This window comes from Paenibacillus albicereus, from assembly GCF_012676905.1.
Classification (GTDB): Bacteria; Bacillota; Bacilli; order Paenibacillales; family Paenibacillaceae; genus Paenibacillus_O; species Paenibacillus_O albicereus.
On the sequence record NZ_CP051428.1, the window covers coordinates 4,132,112 to 4,148,546 of the forward strand.

The 16,435-nt window shown below is 65.4% G+C and carries 19 protein-coding genes; 14 read left to right on the forward strand and 5 right to left on the reverse strand.

Features of this window, described 5'->3' with window-relative positions; all coding sequences use genetic code 11:
• Positions 1-49 precede the first annotated feature (49 nt).
• The 3 genes from HGI30_RS18650 to HGI30_RS18660 form a co-directional block, all read right to left on the reverse strand.
• The gene (locus tag HGI30_RS18650) at positions 50-1,591 is read right to left on the reverse strand and encodes a DHA2 family efflux MFS transporter permease subunit (protein ID WP_168909967.1); all 1,542 of its coding nucleotides are present in this window, start codon (positions 1,589-1,591) and stop codon (positions 50-52) included.
• Positions 1,592-1,779: 188 nt separating this feature from the next.
• Complete coding sequence (locus HGI30_RS18655) at positions 1,780-2,319, reverse strand: general stress protein (RefSeq protein ID WP_168908928.1); 540 nt, start codon at positions 2,317-2,319, stop codon at positions 1,780-1,782.
• A gap of 88 nt (positions 2,320-2,407) precedes the next feature.
• Complete coding sequence (locus HGI30_RS18660; protein ID WP_168908929.1) at positions 2,408-2,563, reverse strand: hypothetical protein; 156 nt, start codon at positions 2,561-2,563, stop codon at positions 2,408-2,410.
• A gap of 202 nt (positions 2,564-2,765) precedes the next feature.
• Here HGI30_RS18660 and HGI30_RS18665 point away from each other — a divergent pair, with 202 nt between their 5' ends.
• The 9 genes from HGI30_RS18665 (at position 2,766) to HGI30_RS18705 (ending at position 9,163) form a co-directional block, all read left to right on the forward strand.
• Positions 2,766-3,086 carry an STAS domain-containing protein gene (locus HGI30_RS18665; protein ID WP_028600769.1) on the forward strand — a complete coding sequence of 107 codons (321 nt, stop codon included), beginning with the start codon at positions 2,766-2,768 and terminating at the stop codon, positions 3,084-3,086.
• Positions 3,087-3,119: 33 nt separating this feature from the next.
• The gene (gene rsbW / locus HGI30_RS18670; protein WP_168908930.1) at positions 3,120-3,578 is read left to right on the forward strand and encodes an anti-sigma B factor RsbW; all 459 of its coding nucleotides are present in this window, start codon (positions 3,120-3,122) and stop codon (positions 3,576-3,578) included.
• Positions 3,575-4,357: a sigma-70 family RNA polymerase sigma factor gene (locus HGI30_RS18675; protein ID WP_168908931.1), complete on the forward strand. Its 783-nt coding sequence runs from the start codon at positions 3,575-3,577 to the stop codon at positions 4,355-4,357. The genes rsbW and HGI30_RS18675 overlap by 4 nt, the downstream gene beginning before the upstream one ends.
• Positions 4,358-4,636: 279 nt before the next feature.
• Entirely contained in the window at positions 4,637-5,872 is a 1,236-nt protein-coding gene (locus HGI30_RS18680; RefSeq protein ID WP_168908932.1) for a magnesium transporter CorA family protein, read from the forward strand.
• A 180-nt stretch (positions 5,873-6,052) separates the two neighbouring features.
• Positions 6,053-6,916 carry an ABC transporter ATP-binding protein gene (locus tag HGI30_RS18685; RefSeq protein WP_168908933.1) on the forward strand — a complete coding sequence of 288 codons (864 nt, stop codon included), beginning with the start codon at positions 6,053-6,055 and terminating at the stop codon, positions 6,914-6,916.
• A complete protein-coding gene (locus tag HGI30_RS18690; RefSeq protein WP_168908934.1) occupies positions 6,913-7,794 on the forward strand; it encodes an ABC transporter permease subunit in 882 nt (293 codons plus the stop codon). Before HGI30_RS18685 ends, HGI30_RS18690 begins: the two co-directional genes overlap by 4 nt.
• 48 nt (positions 7,795-7,842) lie before the next feature.
• A complete protein-coding gene (locus tag HGI30_RS18695; protein WP_328805289.1) occupies positions 7,843-8,382 on the forward strand; it encodes a sigma-70 family RNA polymerase sigma factor in 540 nt (179 codons plus the stop codon).
• Entirely contained in the window at positions 8,379-8,942 is a 564-nt protein-coding gene (locus tag HGI30_RS18700; protein WP_168908936.1) for a DUF5345 family protein, read from the forward strand. Before HGI30_RS18695 ends, HGI30_RS18700 begins: the two co-directional genes overlap by 4 nt.
• Positions 8,939-9,163 carry a hypothetical protein gene (locus HGI30_RS18705; RefSeq protein WP_168908937.1) on the forward strand — a complete coding sequence of 75 codons (225 nt, stop codon included), beginning with the start codon at positions 8,939-8,941 and terminating at the stop codon, positions 9,161-9,163. Before HGI30_RS18700 ends, HGI30_RS18705 begins: the two co-directional genes overlap by 4 nt.
• 280 nt (positions 9,164-9,443) lie before the next feature.
• On the opposite strand, the gene HGI30_RS18710 is transcribed toward HGI30_RS18705, so the two are convergent.
• Together HGI30_RS18710 and HGI30_RS18715 are read right to left on the reverse strand one after the other, a co-directional pair.
• Positions 9,444-10,598, reverse strand: a complete 1,155-nt coding sequence (locus HGI30_RS18710) for a PP2C family protein-serine/threonine phosphatase (RefSeq protein WP_168908938.1) — start codon at positions 10,596-10,598, stop codon at positions 9,444-9,446.
• Positions 10,599-10,740: 142 nt separating this feature from the next.
• Positions 10,741-11,343: a DUF948 domain-containing protein gene (locus HGI30_RS18715; RefSeq protein WP_168908939.1), complete on the reverse strand. Its 603-nt coding sequence runs from the start codon at positions 11,341-11,343 to the stop codon at positions 10,741-10,743.
• Positions 11,344-11,691: 348 nt separating this feature from the next.
• Between HGI30_RS18715 and HGI30_RS18720 the strand changes: the two genes are divergently transcribed.
• From HGI30_RS18720 to map, 5 genes are all read left to right on the forward strand, one after another.
• Complete coding sequence (locus HGI30_RS18720; RefSeq protein ID WP_168908940.1) at positions 11,692-11,856, forward strand: DUF1328 domain-containing protein; 165 nt, start codon at positions 11,692-11,694, stop codon at positions 11,854-11,856.
• 107 nt (positions 11,857-11,963) lie between these two features.
• Complete coding sequence (locus HGI30_RS18725) at positions 11,964-13,724, forward strand: NAD(P)H-hydrate dehydratase (protein WP_168908941.1); 1,761 nt, start codon at positions 11,964-11,966, stop codon at positions 13,722-13,724.
• Positions 13,725-13,886: 162 nt separating this feature from the next.
• Positions 13,887-14,720 (forward strand): lipase family protein, encoded by an 834-nt coding sequence (locus HGI30_RS18730; RefSeq protein WP_235680189.1) that lies wholly within the window; start codon positions 13,887-13,889, stop codon positions 14,718-14,720.
• A 281-nt stretch (positions 14,721-15,001) separates the two neighbouring features.
• Positions 15,002-15,433 (forward strand): helix-turn-helix domain-containing protein, encoded by a 432-nt coding sequence (locus HGI30_RS18735; protein WP_168908942.1) that lies wholly within the window; start codon positions 15,002-15,004, stop codon positions 15,431-15,433.
• A gap of 218 nt (positions 15,434-15,651) precedes the next feature.
• Positions 15,652-16,395: a type I methionyl aminopeptidase gene (gene map, locus HGI30_RS18740; protein ID WP_168908943.1), complete on the forward strand. Its 744-nt coding sequence runs from the start codon at positions 15,652-15,654 to the stop codon at positions 16,393-16,395.
• Positions 16,396-16,435 lie beyond the last annotated feature (40 nt).

Sequence of the window (16,435 nt, forward strand, 5' to 3'; positions counted from 1 at the left end):
TGTCAAAAGGCCCGCGCGTATGCGCGGGCCTTTGCACGTCGAGAGAGCCCTATCCTTCCAGCTTGCCTTTCGCCGCAGACGAAGCGGCGGCCGCAGCGGCCGGAACCGGCTGCACGACGGCTTCCTGCGGAGACGTCTTGCGAATGAAGAACGCCAGCGCCAGCGCCGCGACGGAAATCCAAGCGGCCAGCAGGAAGGCCGAATTGATGCCGTGGATGTACGCCTCCTGGGTGATATGCGCGACCGCCGCCTGGTTGGCCGCGTCGCTCGGGTCGATGCCCGCCTCGCGGATCATGTCCGCTCCCTGCTGCTTGGCCTGGCTGCTCATGATCGATACGAGCAGCGCCGTGCCGAGCGCGCCGCCGACGGTGCGCAGCGTGTTGGACATCGCCGTGCCGTGGGCGAGCAGCTCGCGCGGCAGCTGGTTGAGCCCTGCCGTCATGATCGGCATCATGAGCAGCGACATGCCGAACATCCGAGCCGTGTACAGCAGGATCAGCGCTTGATAGGACGTCGAGTCCGTGAGCCGGCTGAACTCGAACGTCGTGACGACCGTGATAATGAGGCCCGCGACGGCGAGCCAGCGGGCGCCGACGCGGTCGAAGATCATGCCCGTGATCGGGCTCATGATGCCCATGAGGATCGCGCCCGGCAGCAGCAGCAGCCCGGCCTTGATCGGCGTGAAGCCGAGGATGTTCTGCAGGTAGAGCGGCAGCAGGATCATTGCGCCGAACATCGACATCGTGACGAGGATGTTGATGACTGTCGTCAGGGCGTACATGTTGAATTTGAAAACGCGGAACTCCAGGATCGGCGTCTTGATCGACAGCTGGCGCACGACGAGCAGGATGAGGCTGACAGCGCCGATCGCCAGCATGGCCAGCACGAGCGTGCTGTCCCAACCCTTGGTGCCGGCTTCGCTGAAGCCGTACAGCAGGCCGCCGAATCCGAGCGTGGACAGCACGACGCCCAGGTAATCGAGCTTCACCTCGCGGCGCGGCAGCACGTTTTTCATCGTGAAGGCTCCAAGCAGCAGCGAGGCGATGGCGATGGGCAGCACGATGTAGAACAGCACCTGCCAGTCGTAATGCTGCACGACCCAGCCCGACAGCGTCGGTCCGACAGCCGGCGCGAAAATCATCGCGATGCCCATGAGGCCCATCGCCTGACCGCGCTTCTCCACCGGGAAGATCGTCAGGAAGATGACGTTCATGAGCGGCATGAGCACGCCCGCTCCGGCGGCCTGGACGATCCGGCCGGCCATCAGGACGGGAAACTGCCCGGAGAGAGCGCAGATGACGGTGCCGATGGAGAATAGGATCATGGAAACGAGAAACAGCAGGCGCGTCGTGAAGCGCCCGACGAGATAAGCGCTGAGCGGCACGAGGATGCCGTTGACGAGCATGAAACCCGTCGTCAGCCATTGGGCCGTGCTCGGCTCGATCGACAGATCGGCCGAGATCGTCGGCAGCGCGACGTTGATGAGCGTCTGGTTGAGGAGCGAGACGAAGGCTCCGATGATGAGCGCGGCGACGATCGGCCCTTTGCGGACGGTAGCCGCGGCGGCGCTTGGGGCGCCGGCAGCCGGCATGGACTTGCTCAAGGACAATCCCCTCTTTCCTTCTCATGTTCTTGACAGAAGTATATCTTACTTCTAAAGTATAAGTCAGTCAATGACCGTTTTTCAGGGGATTCTGTCTGTTGAAGACGCCGCGAAAAAACGCAAAGCGGGACGAAGCGGAAAGGTTCTCCGCTTCGTCCCGCTTATAAGCTGCTGCCTTAAAGAATCTTGACCGCTCCGTTCGCCCGGAGCAGCGTCTCGGCTTCGCCGAGGGCGGCATCCGTCGGGCCGTCGGCCACGTAGCGCCCATCCGCATCGTCGTCGCGGTCCGCGATGATGACGATGCGTCCTTCGGAGACGGCGTCGCGGCAAGCTTCCGCTTCGCTTTCGCCGAGGCCGAAATCCTTGAAGATGTTTTCGAACGGGGTATCGCCGTCGTCGATGAGGCCGCCGGCGACAGCGGGGTAGGCGCCTCCCAGATACGGGGCGACGCCCGTGCCGGACAGCGTGCCGCCGCCGAGCGGGGCTGCGCCTACGACGAACGCTCCCGGCACGCCGGGCCCTTCGCCGCCGCGTGCATCCCGAATCTCCTGCAGCTCGTCGGCATGCACGTCCGTATCCGCTTCGACGAACCTCACCGCGTCGCGGTCGCGTCCGACGACCTTGATCTCGTCCGCGGCATAGCCGCCGTCGCGCAGCGCCTGCACGGCCTTGACCGCCTGCTCCTGATTGTCGAAAATCCCGATGGTTCTGCTCATTTCGATCTCCTCCTTTTGCAAGCTAGACTGCCCTTCGCACCGTTCCTTCATCCTCGAGCGGCGTCAGCTCCAGAGCTGGATGCCGGCGCTAGAACATGGGGATGATATATTTGATGAGGAAGTACAGGGCGCCGAAGAAGATGATGATGTATGCGGCGTATTTAATGAACGTAGATGCGACCAGGCTGGAGTCCGATTTGTGCTCTACATGTCTTTCCTCGACTTGCACGTTCCGATTGTCCATGGATGAGGACCTCCTTTGGTTTGGCTCTGCTTATTGCTGTATTAACCCCGCCGCGCGGAACAAAAACCGCTGTTCCCGCAAAAAAAGGACGATTTTCCCAAGGATATCCCGTTTCATTCCTCCGAGAATCGGTTATTATCTTGCTATGAGCTTTATCTATAAAGAAGAAGACCTTATCACTCATGAACCAGGAGAGGGATCTATGAACCAGAATGAGAAGTTTCAACTACGCACCGAGACTCAGGAAGGCCGTTGCATCGTCTACCTGAGCGGAGAGCTCGATCTCGACTCCGCGTCCCAGCTGCGCGCCGCGATGGCGCCCCTTATGGAGCTGACGGACCGCGAGTTGATCCTGAACCTGCGCGACCTCAAATATATCGACAGCACCGGAATCGGCATTTTCGTTTCCGTCCTGAAAGCCCGTCACGCGAAAAATGCCCCCTTCGAAGTCGAGGCCATCCCGCCCGGCATCCGCAAGCTGTTCGACATGACCGGAATCACCTCCTTCCTTACCAAATCCTGAAGCCTCCGGCGCCCAGAAAGGACCGAATCAACCATGACTGCTGAAGAACGAATCACGCTGCGCCTGCCGGCCAAATCCGACTATCTGGACCTGATCCGGCTGACGCTTTACGGAGTCGCCACGAAGGTCGGCTTTACGTACGAGGAGATCGAGGACATGAAAGTCGCCGTATCGGAGGCGTGCAACAATGCTGTGCTGTACGCCTATGCGGGGCGCGCCGACAGCGAGCCGGCCGGCGAGATGGAAGTAAGCTTCGTACGCGCCGGCGATGCGCTGTCGATCGTCGTCCGGGACGAAGGGGACAGCTTCGACGCCGCGTCCGTGGCCCAAAAGGCCGAGCCGCTCCACGGCAAGTCCATTCATGACATTCAAGCGGGAGGTCTCGGCCTTTACCTGATGCAAGCTCTTATGGACGAAGTCGAAGTGCGGAGCGAAAAAGGGACGGAGGTCGTGCTTACCAAACGTCTGGTAAAAAGTGGGGAGATGGCATGAGCATGCAACCGGCCAGCCCTTCTCCGCAGGCAGGAACAGCCCTGATTCTGGAGTATCAGAACAATCCGAACAACGATCTTGCGACGCAGCTCATCCTGCATTACGAGCCGATGGTCAAGATGGCGGCCGGCAAGATCGCCCGCAACCGCCCCGATCTGTACGAGGATCTGTATCAGGTCGGCCAGATGGCGCTGCTGCGGCTGTTCGCCCAGTTCGACGCCTCGATGGGCGTGCAGTTCGAGCCGTACGCGATGAAGAGCATCATCGGCCATATGAAGAACTACCTGCGGGACAAATCCTGGTACATCCAGGTTCCGCGGCGCATCAAGGAAAAAGGCATCGCGGTGCAGCAAGCGATCGACGAGCTGACCGTGCAGCTGGAGCGTTCCCCCCGGATGGAGGAGATCGCCGAGCGCATGGACCTTACCGTCGAGGAGACGCTGGAAATTCTCGGCGGCCGGGACTTATATCATTATATCTCCCTCGACACCCCGATCTCGGAGGATGAGAGCACGACGACGCTCGGCGAGCTCATCGGCTCGCAGGCGGACGACTTCGACACCGTGGACAAGAAGATGGACCTGCAGACCGCGCTCGAGCAGCTCAAGCCCGAGGAGCAGCAGGTGCTGCAGCTCGCCTTCGAGGAAGGCATCCCGCAGAGATTGATCGCCGATCGGCTCGGCGTCTCGCAGATGAGCATCTCGCGCATCCAGCGCCGCGCCATCGAGAAGCTCAAGCGGCTGCTGTCCGAGGACGGGCAGCCGTACGACGAGGCGTGACGTCCTGACGGCAAAAGGCCGCATCCGGCACTTCGGATGCGGCTTTTTTGGCGCTGTCACAGGCGCCGCGCTTGCGACGCAGGACGCCCTGGCTCGGCGACGCAGGACGCCCTGGCTTGGCGACGCAGGACGCCCTGGCTTGGCGACGCAGGACGCCCTGGCTCGGCGACGCAGGACGCCCTGGCCGCCGTCTTGCGGTACCGGAGCCGGTTGTTAAGCGCAGCCGCTTCGGGGTATGATGGAAAGATCGACGCCACGCGCGGGAGGAGGACGAAGCCGATGATTCATCGCCAGCTGAACTACAAGGCCGGATGGGAATGGCATGTCATCCAGGACGACGTCCGCTCCCGCTCCGTCCTCCCGGACGAGGAGGCGCACCCTGTCCTGTCGCGCGCGGCAAGCGGCGGGCGCCGCCCATCCGATCCGGCGAAGGGGCAGGCCGCATGGCTGGCTGTGCGGATCGCCGAGCAGCGGGACGAGCAGCTCCGGGCGCTCGTCGCCGAGCTGCCCTTCTGCTCTCCGTGGCTTCGCGAGACGGAGGGCCGCCGCCGCAACGAGGTGCATTTCAGCCTGGACGAGCGGCAGCAGCCGCTGCTGTCCGGCACCCTCATGGTTCAGGCCGACGCGCGCAGGACGGAGCTGCAGCCGCTGCATTACTGGCTGTGCGGCTCCCGGCTCGTCACCTGGCATGAGGACCCTTGCTTGCCGCTGAAGCTGCAGGCCGGATCCTGGTCCGAATGGATGGAAGGCAGCCCGGGCGCGCGCGAGGCGTTCCTCGTGCTGCTCGGCGCGCTGCTGGAGGTGTTCCATGGCGGCCTCGACGAGTACGAGAGCCGGCTCACGGAGCTGGAGCGAGCGGTGCATAGCCGCAACCGCACCGCCCTGCTGCCCGTCATTTTCGAGCGCCGCCACGAGCTGCTGCACTGGACGCACCTGTTCCTGCCGATCCGCGAGGTGCAGGATTCCTTCAAGGAAGCCTACGTGGACACCGTGCTCGAGACGCCGGAGTTCCAGCGCCTCGGCTACAAGCTCGAACGCATCGACTCCCTGCTGACCCGCTACACGTCGGAGATCGACACGCTCATCGCCATGGACGACGCCATCGCCAGCTTTCGCGGCAACGACATCATGAAGACGCTGACGATCTTTACCGCGCTGTTCGTGCCGCCGACGATCGCCGGCACGCTGTGGGGCGTGAACTTCCGCTATCTGCCGGGCATCGACAGCCGCTGGGGCTTTCCGATCCTGTGCGCCTCCGTCGTGCTGTTCGCCGCCGCCCTGTACGCCTGGCTCTGGTCCAAAGGCTGGACGGGCGACCTGCTGACCGATCGCGCCGAATCGCGCAAGCGCAGCCGGAGGCGCGAGAGCCAGGCCGCCCCGCAGTCCGCCGCAGCGGCGCCGATGCGCTCGCGGCCGGCCAAGGCCAAGCGTCCGCCGGCAGCCGCCGTCGGCAGCCGCAGCCGGCGGCCATATCCCGGCCAAGACGGCGGCTCTGCGGAGCCGCCGCCATCCTGACTGCATCGGATCTCCACTCCCCTTCATGCCGACGATCGCGAGAGGTTCCCTCCCGCGCGTCGGCTGTTTTCATTCATGCCGGTTCCGCCGAAGGTTTTTTAAAAAAAGTGCCCTCGCGTTGAACGATTCGGCTCCCTCCGACGACTTATAGGCAGAATAAAGACAGGGGGCGATGCAAACATGATCCGGTTCGACAACGTGACGAAACGATTCGGAGAAAAGACGGCGCTGCAAGGATTCAGCGCGCAGATCGAGCCCGGTTCGATCACCGGCTTGATCGGGCCGAACGGCGCCGGCAAGACGACGCTCATCCGGCTGCTGAATGGCTTGCTGCTGCCGGACGAAGGCTCGATTTCCGTGGACGGGCTCACTCCGCTGCAGGATGGAGACGAAGTGAGGCGGCGCTGCGGCACGCTGACGGAGCAGCCGGGGCTCTACGAGGACATGACGGGAAGGGCGAATCTGCGCTTCTACGCGGACCTGTACGGCATCCCGGCGGACAAGCGCATCGAGGAGCTGGCCGACGTGCTGTCTCTGCATGCCTTTCTCGATCGGGCGACCGGAACGTACAGCACCGGCATGAAAAAAAGGCTCGGCCTTGCGCGCGCGATGCTGCATCGCCCGTCGACGCTGTTGCTCGACGAGCCGACGAACGGACTCGATCCCGACGGCACGCGGGACGTGCTCCGCTACCTGCGGCGCCTGAACGAGCAGGAAGGCGTGACCGTGCTCATCTGCTCCCATGTGCTGGCCCAGCTTGAAACCGTCTGCAGCCGGTACATCTTTCTCGAGCAGGGGGTCAAGAAAGCCGAAGGCACGCTGGATCAGCTGCGCTCCCGCTACATCCGCAGCCTGCGGGTGGAGCTGCGTGCGGACGGCTGGCAGGGCCGGGACGGCCGCTTCGTCGTCGAGGCGCCATCCTATGACGAGCTGCCGGCGCTCATCGCCCGCGCCGCTGCGGAAAGCCGGCTGTACGAGGCGCGCATCCTGAACGACGATCTCGAGTCGGTCTATTTCCAGATCCGAAAGGAGGAGGTACGATGAACAGAACGGACCATGCTTCGCGCCGCAGCCGCACAGGACCGACATGGGCGATCGCCCTCAAGGACATGCGCGCGCTCAAGGCGAGCCTGCAGCTGTGGCTGCCGATGCTCATCGTGCCGCTGATGTTCGGCGGCATCCTGCCGGCGGTCTTCGTCCTGCTCGTCCGCTTCTACGTCCTCCCCGCCGGTCCCGAGGGGCTGGAGCGGATGGGCGACATGGGCTTCGTGCTGGAGCTCATGCGTACGTCCGCCCCTCCCGCTCTTCAAGCGGAGCTCGCGACGCTGCCGGGCGACATCGAGCGGGTGCTTTATTTCGGCCTGACCTACCTGCTCGCGCCGATGTTCCTCCTCATCCCCGTCATGGCCGCCAGCATCATCACCGCCAACAGCTTCGCCGGGGAAAAGGAGCGCAAGACGCTGGAAGGGCTGCTGTACGCGCCGATCTCCATGAACCAGCTGCTGATCGGCAAGGCGCTGTCGGCCTTCCTGCCGGCCCTCGGCCTGACGCTCGGCAGCTTCGTCTTGTACGGGACGGTCGTCAACACGCTCGCCTACCCGATCTATGGACGGCTGATCTTCCCGACGTGGAACTGGCTGCCGCTGATGGGGCTCGTCGTGCCGGCGCTGACGGCCGTCATCGTGCTGGCGACGATGATCGTATCCGCCAAGGTCAAGGGCTTCCAGGAAGCGTACCAGCTCGGAGGCATCCTCGTGCTGCCGGTGCTCGCCCTGACGGGAGGGCAAGCGACGGGACTGCTGCTGCTCGGCAGCGGAGCGATGCTGGTGATGGGGGCGGCTTTGGCGGCGATCGCCTGGCTGCTGCTGCGCTCGGCTCGCCGTCTGGCGAAGCGGCACCAATTTCTCGAGAAGCTCGGCTGACCGCGCTCGGCGCGGCGGCAACAAGGAAAGGAGGCGGGAGCCGTCAAGATCGGAGCATGGAGCAAGCGTCGGGCGGAAGACCCCCGTCTTCGGCGAGCCGCTCGGGGCGATGCGGAGGCGATGGCCTCGCTGCTGCAGGAGCAGTACGGCTTCTTGCGGAACTACTTGCTCAAGCTGTGCCTGAGCCAGCCGCTGGCGGAGGATCTCGCGCAGGAGACGATGATCCGTGCCGTGGAGAGCATCCGCAGGTTCCGGGGCGAGTCCGCGTTCTCGACGTGGCTCCTCGCGATCGCGACCCGCGTCTATCTCGATGAGAAGCGCAAGGCCGCGAGGCGGGGACGGAAGCTGTCCGCCTACGCGGAAGCGGAGCGCCTGCAGCTGGCGCAAAGCCATCCGGAGCTGCGCCTGGAGCTGCTCGAGGCGCTCGCTTCCCTGCCGGATGAGCAGCGCGCAGCGGTGTTGCTGAAGCATTATTACGGGTATTCGTACGAGGAGATCGGAGAGCTGTCCGGCGTCGCCGCCGGCACGGCCAAGTCGCGGGTCCATCACGGACTCGCCAAGCTGCGGAAGGAGCTGACGGTGGAATGAAGGAGAAGGAGCGTCCGGAGGCGGAACGGACGAATGCAAGTCGGAACGGCGCAGCGCGGTCGGAGGCGGAGTCGGAACAGCCTGGCGCAGCAAGGACCGATGCCGGACGGACTCTCGGGGATCGCTCGGAGGCGAAACAGCCTGGCGAGGATAAGGCGGATGCCGGTCCGACGGCCGCGCAGCGGCTCGAGTCCGACTGCTCCGATGAGCAGGCGCAGGAAGCGTTCGTGCTTCAGCTTCAGCTGGAGCTGAAGCAAATGGACGATTCGCTGTCGGAGGCGGAGCCCGATCCGCAGCAGATGCTCGCCCTCGTCCGCGAGGTCCAGGCCGGCCAGAGACGGCGGCTGCTGCGCGATCTGCTGCGCTTCTGGCTGGCGGCGGCGGTCGTGCTCGCCGGGGGCATCTGGGCTGCCGGAGCGGCGCCGGCGTATTACGTCGGGGCGCAGCTCGCTCTGACGGCGGCCACGTTCGCGCTCGTGGCGCTGGCGGGCCTGCTGCGGCGGCCGCTCGAAGCTCGGCGGTCCGGGAAGCCTGCGGAGAGAGGAGGGGATGCCGCATGAACCGCTCCGATTGGGAAGCGCTGACCAGCCTCCCGCTTTACGTGTGGATATCGATCTTCGCCGCCTTGCTCGCCCAGAGCACCTGGCTGTTCATCGATGCGACCCGGCACGGGCGCAGCCGCTGGTTCTGGGGGCTCTGGGGGCTGATCCAGGTGCCGACGCCGCTGCTCGTCTACTGGCTCTGGCAGGCGTGGGAGCGACGCCGCGACAGGCGAGCCTAAATCGAACGGATGGCCGGCGGGCCGGGTTTCCCGCCATTCGGCCGCGGCGCTTTCTACTCCCTCATGTAGCGGATGCGCCGCGCAGCCGCGAGCCCACGCATGTTCGGCTGCTCGGCCATGCCTGTCTCCACGAACCGATGTGGCATCCGCCGGGCTCACGCTCTGGAACGATCATGGCGCAGGAAGCTCCCCTCAACTAAAAAAGGCCTCAAGCTCCGCATGGCAGAGCTCGAGGCCTTTCTTGATTCTACGGCTGCAATGGGACAGATCGGAGCATCCGCTAGCGGATGCCGATCTGCACGAGGCAGCAGTCATCCGGCCGAGGCCCTTCCTCGGCGAGCAGCAGCTCATGCAGCGAGCCGCTCGCGCGCAGTTCTCCGGCCATGCGCTCCATCAGCATGTCCAGCCGGCCCTCCTCCGGGCCGGTCACCAGCTCCAGCAAGCCGTCGGTGAACAGCAGCAGCTGGTCGCCCGGCCGCACCTCCACGACCTGCTTCTCGAAGGAAACGCCCTCGAACAGCCCGACCGCCATGCCGCCGCCGGATAGCGGCTCCGCCGCCCCGTCTTCGCCCGCGCGCACGAGAAGGCCCGGCGGATGTCCCGCATTGACGTATTCGACCGTGCCTTTCCGAAGATCCACGACCATATACAGCGCGGTGAAATAATACTGGATCAGCTGATCGGCGAACTGCAGCTGCAGCGCGCGGCGGTTGAGCTCCTCCATGACAAGCACCGGCTCGACCTTGGTCACCATCGCGTCCCTCAGCACGGACGCGATGAACATGCACACCAGGGACGAAGAGATGCCATGGCCCATCGCGTCGATGATGGCGATGCCGTAGCGGTGCTCATCGATGCGGTTCCAGGCATACAGGTCGCCCGACAGCTCCTCCGAAGGCTGGTAGATGGCATCGATGACGATGCCGCCTTCCTCCAGCTTCGGCGGGAGAGCCGCCGACTGCACTTCCTTGGCCAGCTGCAGCTCCTCGCGGATGCGGCGATCGCGCTCGCGGTGCCAATCCTTCTCCTGCTTGAGACGCAGCGCCACGCGGATGCGGGCCAGCAGCTCGATCCGGTTGATCGGCTTGGTCACGTAGTCGATCGCGCCGGCGTCAAGCGCCTCGGCGAGCTTCTTGGAATCTCCGATGGCCGTCACCATGATGACCGGGATGTCCCGGAGCCGCTCCGACGCCTGGATCGCCTGGCAAGCCGCAATGCCGTCGATACGGGGCATCATCATGTCCAGCAGGATGAGGTCCACGTCCGGCGTCGGAATTCCTTCGGCCGGCTCTGCCCCGGACTCCTCCAATCCGAGCATGGCGAACAGCTCCATGCCGGAGGAGGCGGCCCGCACGTCCCAATAGCCCGCTCGCTTGAGCATCTCCTGAACGACCGTTATATTCATCGCGTTATCGTCGACAACTACTATCCGCATGATGATTCATTCTCCCCGAAATCGCGGCAAAGGCAAGGCGGCCGAAACGGCCCCCCTGCCTGCCTTTATCGCCAAACATTGGTTCTATCCTAAAACAACTTGCCAGCAAAGTCCAGCCGTCGGACAGCGCGGCTCCTGCAAATCAAGCCTTGGTGCGGCTCGAGCGGATCAGGCGCGCCGCCTGGATGCCGACGTCCAGCCAGCCGAGCCAGGCGGGGGAGCCGGAAGCTTCCTCGGTCAGCACCGGAACCTTCTTCGGCGCTTGACCGGCAGAGGTGCCGCCGGAGCGCAGCGGCACGGCCGTGCCGGCGTAAGCGGCAGCGCTGCCGCTGAGCGGGTCGGTGCCGGCGGCAGGCAGGTTGGCCTTTACGCCTTGGTCCTCAAGCTCGGCCGCGACGGCCGACTCATGCGCCTTGCGGCGCAGGCGGTTCGTCCAGCCGGACGAGAACTCGCGGGCGGCGGCGGCGACTTCATGGACCGTCGTGCCGACTTCGCGCACCGAAGCCATCAGCGGATCGACGGCGTCGATCTGATGGTTGACCTGCTTGGTCAGATCCTTCACGCTGACGACGAGCTCATCGACGTCGCCTTTCCACTCCTGCACCGCTCCTTGGACCTCGCGGATCGCTCCGCTCGCCGCGTCCAGCGACGTCTGCACCTTCTTGAGCGTCTGAGCCAAATAAACGACGAGCACCGCGATCGAAACGGCGATGATCAACACGCTGATCCCAATCAAATAATCCATGTTCCATATCCTCCTCAGACGGCTCTTGTCGACCGAATTTGATTTAAGCGTTAATACCCTCGCCCCAAGCGATCCAATCAACGGATCGCCCGGCTGGAAATCTTTTCAGGCGCTTCACGCCGTCCGGACCGGAGGCGAGGATCGCCTGAAAAATCGTATAAGATGAAAGGCAGGACGGGCTTGCGGAACGATTGTTTAGGCCTCAAGGGTCAGGGTTAATACAGCTACAACAGCGGACGACAAGCAAGCGTCCGGCGGATTCGGAAGTCTCGGACGCCTCCCCAAAAGGCAGCCCGGAACAGCCGAATCCGCAACAACTACTCCCAATTGAAAGGTATGGTGGATTCCATGTTGAGATGGGCCGTTATTTTTCTGATCATCGCCATCGTCGCCGCAATCTTCGGCTTCGGCGGCATCGTAGGAGCCGCAGCCGGCATCGCCAAAGTCCTGTTCTTCGTCTTCCTGGTGCTGTTCGTCATCTCCCTCATTACCGGACGCCGAACAACCCCTTAACGGGCGGTTGAAAGCAGGAACGACATCAGACTGATCGAAGAAGCATCCCGATCCCTTATGACGAGGGTCGGGATGTTTCTGCTTTCCGACAAAGGAGGAATCCGGTCATGAGGCTGGCAAGCGCGCAAGAAATTCGGAAATGGGAACAAGGCGTCATGGAGGACGGGCTGCTGACCGCTGCGGCGCTGATGGAGACGGCCGGACGGGCGCTGGCGGAAGCGGTGCTTCGATATGCCGGCGGCTTGCCGCTGGACGGTCCATTTATGGAAAGGCTGCTCGGCTCTTCAACGCCGACAGCGCTGCTGCTCGGCTCCTCAACGCCGACAGCGCGAAGCGATGGCGATGGCGTTGCGGCCAGCTGCCGCCCGCATGCCGGGGCCGCGCAGCACGGCACGCGGAAGCCCAAGCCGTGGGCGATCCTCGTCGGCAAAGGCCGCAACGGCGGCGACGGCCTCGCAGCGGCACGGCATCTTGCTGTTGCCGGCATCGAGGTGCTGGCCGTGCTCGCCGCGCCGCCGGACGGGCTGCAGGGCGAAGCGCTCCGGCAGCATCGCCTGGCCGAGCGTGCCGGCGTGAGGAGCATCCACTACCGTCCCGGCGAGCTGGACTGGAGCCGCTTCGGCGGCATCGTCGACGCGCTGCTCGGCACCGGCTCCTCGGGCAGCGCTCCTCGCGAGCCGCTCGCTTCGCTCATTCGCGAGGCGAACGGCAGCGGCCTGCCGATCCTCGCCGCGGACCTGCCGAGCGGCGTCGATCCCGATACCGGAGCCGCCGCAGAGCCCGCGATCCGCGCCGCGGCAACCATTACGTTCGGCCTCCCCAAGCGCGGCCTGGCGCAGCATCCCGGCGCGGAGCTGGCCGGGGAGGTGCTCGTAGCTCCGCTCGGCATCGCGCTTGAGCCCGCGAACTCGACGGACGGCGACGCCTTCGAGCAAGAGGGCGGCGACACGGCCCGTAGCAGCCGGGAAGCGACGAGCGAGAGCGGCTCCGCAGCGAGGCCCGTCTTCCTGCTCCGCCCCGAGACGCTGCGCGAACGGCTGTCCGCCGAGCCGCTCGACCGGCGTGCCGCCGACAGCCACAAAGGCACGTACGGCCACGTGCTCGTCGCCGCCGGCACGAAGCTCATGAGCGGCGCGGGGCTGCTGTCCGCCAGCGCCGCTCTAAGGGCGGGAGCCGGCCTCGTCACCTGGGCGCTTCCCGCCGGCGTCGCCTCCGCCGCGATCGGGCTGCGGCCCGAGCTCATGCTCGCCGCTGTGCCGGACGGCGGCAGCGGCGACTGGAGCGATTCGTCGCCAGAGGAGCTCGCCGCCTTGGCCGAGGGCAAGGACGCGCTCGTGCTCGGGCCGGGCATCGGCCGGCTGCCCGGCGGATGGCTGCGGCGGCTGTGGGAGCGGCTGCCGCCGCGGCTGCCGCTCGTCCTCGACGCGGACGCGCTGAACCATCTTGCGGCGGAGGACTTTACCGCCTGGCCCCGCCGGGAAGGCGGCGTCGTGCTGACGCCTCATCCCGGCGAGATGGCGCGGCTGGCGAATCGGCCGACCGCCGATGTCCAGCGCGACCGCATCGGCTCCGCGATGGCCTATGCGGACGGGCATGGCGCCGTTGTCGTGCTCAAGGGCGCGCGTACGGTCATCGCCGCCCCGCTCGGCGCCGCCTACGTCAATCCGACCGGCAACGCCGGCATGGCGACCGGCGGCACGGGCGACGTGCTCGCCGGCATCATCGGCAGCCTGCTCGCGCAGGGACGCCCCGCGATCGAAGCGGCCGCGATCGGCGTCTGGCGTCACGGAGCGGCCGGAGACCGCGCCGCGGCTTCCCGCCCGTCGCCGGCTTCGCTGATCGCCGGCGATGTGATCGAGCATTTGTAGCCTGGCCGCGCGCGTCTTCCCCTCCTCCCCCGCCCGCTCATCGCGGGCATCCGCTTCGGCTCGGCCACGGTCTCCTGCCGTCCCATCCGGCTTAGGCGCAACCGGATGCTCTGGTGCATATACTGCCCTACAAGCACTCTAGCGCCAAAGGAGCTGGGCAGCGTGAGCCGAAAAGTGAAACTCAGCAGCGCCACCCCTGTCATGGATCCGCACACGGCCTTGTTTCTCGCGGCCGTGTGCGGACAAACCTATCTGTTGCTGAAAGGAACCGGCCAAGTGCGGCTGCCGGACGATTACGAGGTCGTCGGCGTCTTTCAATCCGGCGGGCATGGCGGGGCTCCTGCCCAGCCGTTCGGCTTCGTCGCTGAATCGCCGCATGCGGTCGTCGCCGCGTTTCGCGGCACGAGCTCGACCTCGGAATGGCTGACCGACTTCATGGCCGAGCAGATCGAATACACTGTCGTCAAAGACGGCGGCAAAACCCATCGCGGCTTTACTTCCCTCTACGAAAGCCTGCGGCCGCAGCTGCGGGAGCTGCTGGAGCGGACCGGAGCGCGCAAGCCGCTGTTCCTTACCGGACATAGCCTCGGGGGCGCGCTCGCGACGCTGGCCGCGCTCGACCTGGCGAAGAACGGGCCGGGCCGGAACCCGATCGTCTATACGTTCGCCGCGCCGCGCGTCGGCGATTCCGAGTTCGCCGAGTCGTATGCCAAAGCCGTGCCGCGCAGCTTCCGGCTGGCCAACAGCAACGACATCGTCACCTATCTGCCGCCGCTCGTCTACCAGGACCCGCGGACGAAGCTGATCTACTACTACTCCCATGTGAGCGAGCTGGCCGAGCTCGACTTCAGCGGCGGCAGCTTTTCCGGCAATCATGTGCTGCTCGGCTACTTCAACGCGCTGGCCGCCCGGGAGCCCGAGTTCGCCGCCGCCATGTGCCGCAGCCCGATCGGCTGGTGTCCGAACGCGCAGAAGCTGCCCGGCGAGGGCAGCTAGCTAGGATGGCGCCCTTCCCCGGCGGTCGGGGGGAGGGCTTTTTGGATGGGTATTGTGGAAGAGGCGTCTTTCGCTCGTGTCCGGGACGCGCTGCGGGCAAGGCTTCTGCATGTCCGCGCTGCGCTGTGGGGGAATGCTTCTGCCTGTCCGCTCTGCGCTGTGGGGAATGCTTCTGCCTGTCCGCGCTGCGCTGTGGGGAACGCTTCTTTCATGCTTGTCCGCGCTGCGCTATAATGAAGCGATTCCGTGCCGGCTGTCCGGCCAAAGGAGGCTTTTGAACCATGACCACGTCGGACATCCCCGGCCGCGATGGCCTTGGCGGCCGGCTGCGCGCGCAGCGGAAGCGGCTCGGCTGGACGCAGCAGCGGCTAGCGGACGAGCTTTCCATCGCCAAGTCGACCGTGTCCCAGTACGAGAACAGCGTCAATGCCCCCGACTATGACATGCTGCTCCGGCTATGCGGCTTGTTCGAGGTGTCCGCCGACTACCTGCTCGGTGTCCCGGCCTCCCCCGCAGGCGGCCTCGGCATTTCCGGGAAGGCGGCCGCCGGCTCGCCCAGCCCGCCCGCCCCTGCGGCCCGATCCCGGCAGCCGGACGAGGCGGCTTTGGCCGATGAGCCGCTCATGCTGGCAGGGCTTACCGCAGATGAGCGCCAGTTCCTGCTCGCGAGCCTCGACGCTTACCGCGCGGCGCTCGGGCGGCGCGGCTTCTAAGCCCGCGCCTTTCTAAACGGACGAAGGATGCGGCGGATCGTGAGCCCCCTGACGCAGCATGCGCATGCGCGGGTCAATCGCAGACGGGCGACAGCCCGTGGAGGCCGGTCCCCGCATTGACTTTCGCGGCGGGCTCCCTTACAACAGGAGGAAAGAACGAAGGCGGCTGAACGGAGCTTGCTCCGGCAGCCGCTGATCTCAAGGAGAAGAGGGATGGAATGATCGTGAAGTCGAAGGAAGAGCTGGCCGTCATGCGCCAGGCCGGCCGGATCGTGGCGGAGTGCCATGAGCTGCTGAAGGAACGGGTGAAGCCCGGCGTCACGACGCTGGAGCTGGACCGCCTCGTCGAAGAGAAGATCCGCCAGCGGGGCGCCGTTCCGAGCTTCAAGGGGCATCACGGCTTCGCCTATTCGATCTGCTCCGCCCCGAACGACGTCATCTGCCATGGCTTTCCCGACGGCCGGCCGCTTGCGGAAGGCGACGTCATCTCCATCGACATCGGCGCTTTCTATCAGGGCTTCCACGGCGACTCGGCCTGGACCTACGCGGTCGGCGACGTCTCCGAGCCGATCCGCCGGCTGATGCACGACTGCCACGAGGCGCTTTTCCTCGGCATCGGAGAGGCCGTCGCAGGACGGCATGTCGGCGACATCGGAGCGGGCATCGACCGGCTCGCCCGCGCCCGGGGATACGGCAATGTCCGCGACTTCAGCGGCCATGGAGTCGGCCGCGAGCTGTGGGAAGAGCCGTCCGTGCCGCATTACGGCCTCCCAGGGAAAGGCCCGCTGCTCCAGAACGGCCTCGTGCTCGCCATCGAGCCGATGTTCACGCTCGGCGATTGGCGCGCCTTCGTCGACAGCGACGGCTGGACCGCCCGCACGGCCGACGGCTCCATCTGCGTCCAGTATGAGCACTCCGTCGCGATTACGGAGGACGGGCCGCAGATTTTGACCGTGCTGTAGTTCCCAGCTCCAAGGCCTAAAACGGCCTTGAATCTGCGCG

Excerpts from the sequence above, each read along its gene's own strand:
- HGI30_RS18650 (WP_168909967.1), bottom strand. The coding sequence starts at position 1,591 with ATGCCGGCTGCCGGCGCCCCAAGCGCCGCCGCGGCTACCGTCCGCAAA.
- HGI30_RS18655 (WP_168908928.1), bottom strand. The coding sequence starts at position 2,319 with ATGAGCAGAACCATCGGGATTTTCGACAATCAGGAGCAGGCGGTCAAG.
- HGI30_RS18660 (WP_168908929.1), bottom strand. The coding sequence starts at position 2,563 with ATGGACAATCGGAACGTGCAAGTCGAGGAAAGACATGTAGAGCACAAA.
- HGI30_RS18665 (WP_028600769.1), top strand. The coding sequence starts at position 2,766 with ATGAACCAGAATGAGAAGTTTCAACTACGCACCGAGACTCAGGAAGGC.
- rsbW (WP_168908930.1), top strand. The coding sequence starts at position 3,120 with ATGACTGCTGAAGAACGAATCACGCTGCGCCTGCCGGCCAAATCCGAC.
- HGI30_RS18675 (WP_168908931.1), top strand. The coding sequence starts at position 3,575 with ATGAGCATGCAACCGGCCAGCCCTTCTCCGCAGGCAGGAACAGCCCTG.
- HGI30_RS18680 (WP_168908932.1), top strand. The coding sequence starts at position 4,637 with ATGATTCATCGCCAGCTGAACTACAAGGCCGGATGGGAATGGCATGTC.
- HGI30_RS18685 (WP_168908933.1), top strand. The coding sequence starts at position 6,053 with ATGATCCGGTTCGACAACGTGACGAAACGATTCGGAGAAAAGACGGCG.
- HGI30_RS18690 (WP_168908934.1), top strand. The coding sequence starts at position 6,913 with ATGAACAGAACGGACCATGCTTCGCGCCGCAGCCGCACAGGACCGACA.
- HGI30_RS18700 (WP_168908936.1), top strand. The coding sequence starts at position 8,379 with ATGAAGGAGAAGGAGCGTCCGGAGGCGGAACGGACGAATGCAAGTCGG.
- HGI30_RS18705 (WP_168908937.1), top strand. The coding sequence starts at position 8,939 with ATGAACCGCTCCGATTGGGAAGCGCTGACCAGCCTCCCGCTTTACGTG.
- HGI30_RS18710 (WP_168908938.1), bottom strand. The coding sequence starts at position 10,598 with ATGCGGATAGTAGTTGTCGACGATAACGCGATGAATATAACGGTCGTT.
- HGI30_RS18715 (WP_168908939.1), bottom strand. The coding sequence starts at position 11,343 with ATGGATTATTTGATTGGGATCAGCGTGTTGATCATCGCCGTTTCGATC.
- HGI30_RS18720 (WP_168908940.1), top strand. The coding sequence starts at position 11,692 with ATGTTGAGATGGGCCGTTATTTTTCTGATCATCGCCATCGTCGCCGCA.
- HGI30_RS18725 (WP_168908941.1), top strand. The coding sequence starts at position 11,964 with ATGAGGCTGGCAAGCGCGCAAGAAATTCGGAAATGGGAACAAGGCGTC.
- HGI30_RS18735 (WP_168908942.1), top strand. The coding sequence starts at position 15,002 with ATGACCACGTCGGACATCCCCGGCCGCGATGGCCTTGGCGGCCGGCTG.
- map (WP_168908943.1), top strand. The coding sequence starts at position 15,652 with ATGATCGTGAAGTCGAAGGAAGAGCTGGCCGTCATGCGCCAGGCCGGC.